The organism is Streptomyces sp. NPDC029216 (assembly GCF_040648015.1).
Classification (GTDB): domain Bacteria; phylum Actinomycetota; class Actinomycetes; order Streptomycetales; family Streptomycetaceae; genus Streptomyces.
The window spans coordinates 1-4,417 of the sequence record NZ_JBEZWL010000267.1 but is presented as its reverse complement, the minus strand read 5'-3'; the positions used below and the strand labels follow the sequence as shown (position 1 = coordinate 4,417).

Sequence of the window (4,417 nt, the reverse complement as noted above, 5' to 3'; positions counted from 1 at the left end):
GAGCACTCCGGGGGCGTCCGGGCCCGGGGCCGGGACGGGCCCGTCCGGGGCACCTGCCGGAAAGCCGGCCGAGGGAGCGGACCCGGCCGGGGGGACGGCGTCGGGGACGGCGACGGGCACGGCCGCCACGACCGGCAACGGGGTGCCCGCACCGGGGGCGGGCGCGGGCGTGCCCGAGGGGGTCCTGCGGCTTGAGGTGCTCGGGCCGCTCGCCGGAGTCCGGGTCCTGCCCGCCCGGATCGGCCTCGAACGGCGCGGGGAGAGCGCCGGGTTCAGCCTGAGCGGGTACGACGCCCAGGGCCACGCCGCCCCCGTCGAGCCCCGGGACCTGACCCTGAGCTACGACCGCACCCGCTGGCGGGTCACCGAGGACGGCCGGGGCGGCTTCACCGTCACGGCCCTCGCCCCGCAGGCAGCCGGGCGGCTGTCCGCCACCGTCAAGGCCACCGGCGCCACCGCCGAACTGGCCCTCGGCGTCGGCTCGGTGGCCGCGCCCCTGGCCGGCTTCGAGGACGCCGCCGCCTGGACCGGAGCGAGCGCCGCCCCCGCCGAGGGCCACCCCGGCCCGGGGCTGGCCCTGGAAGCGCGTGCCGGAGCGGCCGCGGCCCCGCCCCGCCCGGTCCCCGTACCGGAGCTGACCCGGGCCCTGTCGCTGTGGGTCGGCGGGGACGGCTCGGGGGCCCGGCCGGCCGTGGAGCTGGCCGGGGCGGACGGGGTGCCCCTGACGCTGCGCGGGCCCGCCGTCGACTGGACCGGCTGGCGGGAGGTCCGGCTGCCGGTCCCGGCCTCCGCCGAGCAGCCCCTGCGCGTCACCCGCCTCTCGGCGGCCCCGGGCGCCCGCCCCGGCCGGCTGCTGCTGGACACCCTGACCGCCACGACCCCGCCCACCGGGCCCGCCGTCCCCGGCGCCGCCCGCCCCGACCCGATGGTGGCCACCGCCGCGCAGGCCGGGGCCCGGCCCTGGCGGTTCGCCGCCGGGGAGACCGCCGCGGGCGCCGAGCTGGTGCTGACCGGCACCGAGCGGGCGCCCTTCCTGCACCGCGGGGTGCGCTTCGTGCCGCTCGACACCGCGCGCCGCACCCTCGACCGCGGCGCCGGCCTGGCCCGGATGCGGGCCCTGCGCCGGGCCCTGGACTCCGCCGCCCGGGAGCCGGGTACGGGCGCGCTGGCCGTCGTACTGCCGTACGCGCCGGACACCGTGGACCGCAAGGAGGCCGCCCTGCTGGCGCTGCGCCTCGCGGAGTTCCGCCGCACCACCGGGAAGGGCACGGCGGTCATCACCCTCGGCGCGCCCCGCTTCACCGCCGGACGGGACGAGGGCGTCCTGACCGTCGCGGTACCCCGCACCGGCCGGACCCTGTTCGGGGCCGACGCCTTCGCCGCGCCCGGCCGTGACTGGCTGTCGGTGGCGCCGCCGGAGCTCAGAGGCGTACGAGGGTGACCTCGGTGGCCTTCACGCTCGTCCACACCGCGGCGCCGTCGGCCACGCCCAGTTCGGCGGCGGCCTCCGGGGTGATCTCCGCGACCAGGTCGGGGGCCTCGGCCGAGCCGACGAGCACGCGCAGCCGGCTGCCGACCGCGGTGACCTCGCGGACCGTGCCGGGCCAGACGTTGCGGGGGCTGCCGCCCGGCCGGTCCCGGTGCACGGACACCGCCTCGGGGGCGATGATGGCCAGGGCCTGAGCCCCTTCCGGCAGGGCCTCGGCCACCACCAGCCGCCCGCCGCCCGCCAGGGCGAGCCCGTCGGCGGAGGCGGTGCCGGGCCAGGCGTTGCGGCCCAGCATCCGGGCCACCCACGGCGAGCGCGGATGCCGGGTGACCTCGGCGGGCGGGGCGTCCTGGAGGGTCCGGCCGTCGGCCAGTACGAGGACCCGGTCGGCCAGCGACACCGCCTCGACGGGGTCGTGCGTGACGATCAGGCACACCCCGCCGAAGCCCGCCAGGTGCGTGCGCAGGGTGTGCCGCACGTGCGCCCGCGTGGTCTGGTCGAGGGCGGCCAGGGGCTCGTCGAGCAGCAGCAGCCGGGGGCGGCCGGCCAGCGCCCGGGCGAGGGCCACGCGCTGCGCCTGCCCGCCGGACAGCTGCGCGGGCCTGCGCTGGGCGAGGTGGCCGACGCCGAGCCGGTCCAGCCAGGCCTGCGCCTCGCGGCGGGCCTCGGCGCGCGGCACCCGGCGGGCCCGCAGCCCGTAGGCGGTGTTGGCGAGGGCGCTCAGGTGCGGGAACAGCGCCCCGTCCTGCGGGACCCAGGCCACCTGGCGGCGGTGCGGGGGCAGGGCGGTGACGTCGGTGTCGCCCAGCCACAGTTCGGCGTGGGCGCGCGGGGTCAGGCCGAGCAGGGCGCGCAGCAGGGTGGTCTTGCCGGCGCCGTTCTCGCCGACGACGGCGATGGTGGTGCCCGGTTCGGCGTCCAGGGTCAGCCGGTTGAAGCCGGTGACCTCGGCGTGCAGCGGCCAGCGGCCGCCCTCGGGGGCCGCCGGCGCGGGCGCGTCCGCGTCGTCCTGCGGGGCGCCGTTCTGCGGGGCCGGGGTCTCCTCGGCGGCCGGCCCGGTCCCGGCCGTCCTGCGGTCGGCCGGGGTGCCGGTCCAGCGGCCGCGCAGGGCGATGAGCACGCCCATGGCGATGGCCAGCAGCAGCAGCGATACGGAGGTCGCCGCCTCGGGCTTGTCCTGGAGGAGCAGGTAGACCTGGAGCGGCAGGGTCTGGGTGGTGCCGGGCAGGTTCCCGGCGAAGGTGATGGTCGCACCGAACTCGCCGAGGGCCCGCGCCCAGGTCAGGGCCGCGCCCGCGATCAGGCCGGGGGCCACCATGGGCAGGGTCACCGTGAAGAACACCCGGACCGGCGAGGCCCCGAGGGAGGCGGCGGTCTCCTCGTACCGCGGCTTCAGCCCGCCGAGCGCCCCCTCCAGGCTGATCACCAGGAAGGGCATCGCCACGAACGTGGCCGCCACGACGGCGCCGGAGGTGTGGAAGGGCAGGGTGACCCCGAAGGCGTCCTCCAGCCAGGGCCCGAGCAGCCCGCGCCGCCCGAAGCCCAGCAGCAGCGCGACACCGCCGACGGTCGGCGGCAGCACCATCGGCAGCAGCACCAGCGAGCGGACGAAGGCCTTGCCCTTGAACTCCACCCGGGCCAGCAGCCAGGCCAGCGGCACCCCGAGCAGGAGTGAGAGGCCGAGCGCCCAGGCGGAGACCGGCAGGGAGAGCCGCAGGGCCTCGACCACGCCGGGGCTGGTCAGGTGGTCGGCGAGCTCCCCCCACTGGGTGCGGGTGAGGATGCCGATCAGCGGCAGCAGCAGGAACGCGACGGCGAGCAGCGCGGGGAGCGCCAGCGTCACGGGAGGACGGGTGCGGGTGCGGAGTCTGCTCATGGGGTTCCTGGTCGAAGCTACTGCGGCCGGATGGCGGGCTGGGGCAGCGTACGGAGCCTACGGGGGCGGGACGCCCGCGTTCGGGGGCATGCCGAAGGGGCTGCCCCTCCCCCCGGACCGGGCAGCCCCCTCGGGGTCGTGGTGTTACGGCTTCTGGAAACCGGCGCCCTGGAGGATCTTCTGCGCCTCCGGGGTGCTCAGCCAGGCCACGAACGCGGCCGCGGCCTCGGTGTTCTTGGACTGCTTGACGGTGGCGGCCGGGTAGGAGGCGACGGCGTTCTGGTCGTCCGGGATGTCCACGGTGACGACCTTGTCGCCGGACTTGGCGGAGTCCGTCTTGTAGACGAGGCCGGCGTCGGCCTCGCCCAGCTCGACCTTGCTCAGCACGGCGCGGACGTTGGGCTCCTGGGAGACCGGCTTCACCTCGACCTTCTGGGCGTCGAGGATCTGCTTGCTGTAGCGGCCGACGGGGACCTCGGGCGCCGCGAGGACGACCTTGATCTTGGAGTCGGCGAGGTCCTTCAGCTCGTCGATCTTGAACGGGTTGCCCTTGCCGGCGGCGATGACCAGGCGGTTCTTCGCGATGACCGTGGCGTCGCCGGTCTCGCCCTTGAGGCCGTCCATCGTCTTGGTGTCGGCGGTGACCAGCGCGTCGGCCGGGGAACCCTGCTTGACCTGGGCGGCGAGCTCCTGCGAGCCGGCGAAGGAGAACTTCACCTCGGTGCCCGGGTGGGACTTCTCGTAGGCCTCGCCGACCTTCGGGAAGACGTCGGTCAGGGAGGACGCGGCGAGCACGGTGAGGTTCGCGGCCTTGGCCCCGGCCGAGGCGGACGCGGAGCTGCCGGCGTCGGCCTTCTTGTCGTCGTCGGCGCCGCAGGCGGACAGCGGGACGAGCAGGGCGGCGGTCAGCGCCGCGGCGGCCGCGCGGCGGCCGTTCGGGATCGCGTGCATGAGAGGGGCTCCTCGGTCGGGTCGGCGGCCGGCCGGCTGCCGGGCCGCACGGTGTGACCCGCGCCGTGACGGGCGGAGCGGGTGGGGACGGTCGGTGGGTG

At 77.5% G+C, this 4,417-nt stretch carries 2 protein-coding genes and 1 pseudogene; 1 reads left to right on the top strand and 2 read right to left on the bottom strand.

From position 1 onward, the window contains the following. Positions 1 to 1,441, top strand: a pseudogene (locus tag AB0F18_RS38595) (hypothetical protein); the annotation flags it as partial. On the opposite strand, the gene AB0F18_RS38590 reads toward AB0F18_RS38595, so the two are convergent. Next, positions 1,422 to 3,365, bottom strand: coding sequence for an ABC transporter permease (locus tag AB0F18_RS38590; RefSeq protein WP_362070043.1), 1,944 nt, complete (start codon positions 3,363 to 3,365; stop codon positions 1,422 to 1,424). The pseudogene AB0F18_RS38595 and the gene AB0F18_RS38590 sit on opposite strands and share 20 nt — an antisense overlap. Before the next feature lie 144 nt (positions 3,366 to 3,509). Further along, complete coding sequence (gene modA, locus AB0F18_RS38585; protein WP_362070040.1) at positions 3,510 to 4,316, bottom strand: molybdate ABC transporter substrate-binding protein; 807 nt, start codon at positions 4,314 to 4,316, stop codon at positions 3,510 to 3,512. Positions 4,317 to 4,417: the final 101 nt, after the last annotated feature.

Excerpts from the sequence above, each read along its gene's own strand:
- AB0F18_RS38590 (WP_362070043.1), bottom strand. The coding sequence starts at position 3,365 with ATGAGCAGACTCCGCACCCGCACCCGTCCTCCCGTGACGCTGGCGCTC.
- modA (WP_362070040.1), bottom strand. The coding sequence starts at position 4,316 with ATGCACGCGATCCCGAACGGCCGCCGCGCGGCCGCCGCGGCGCTGACC.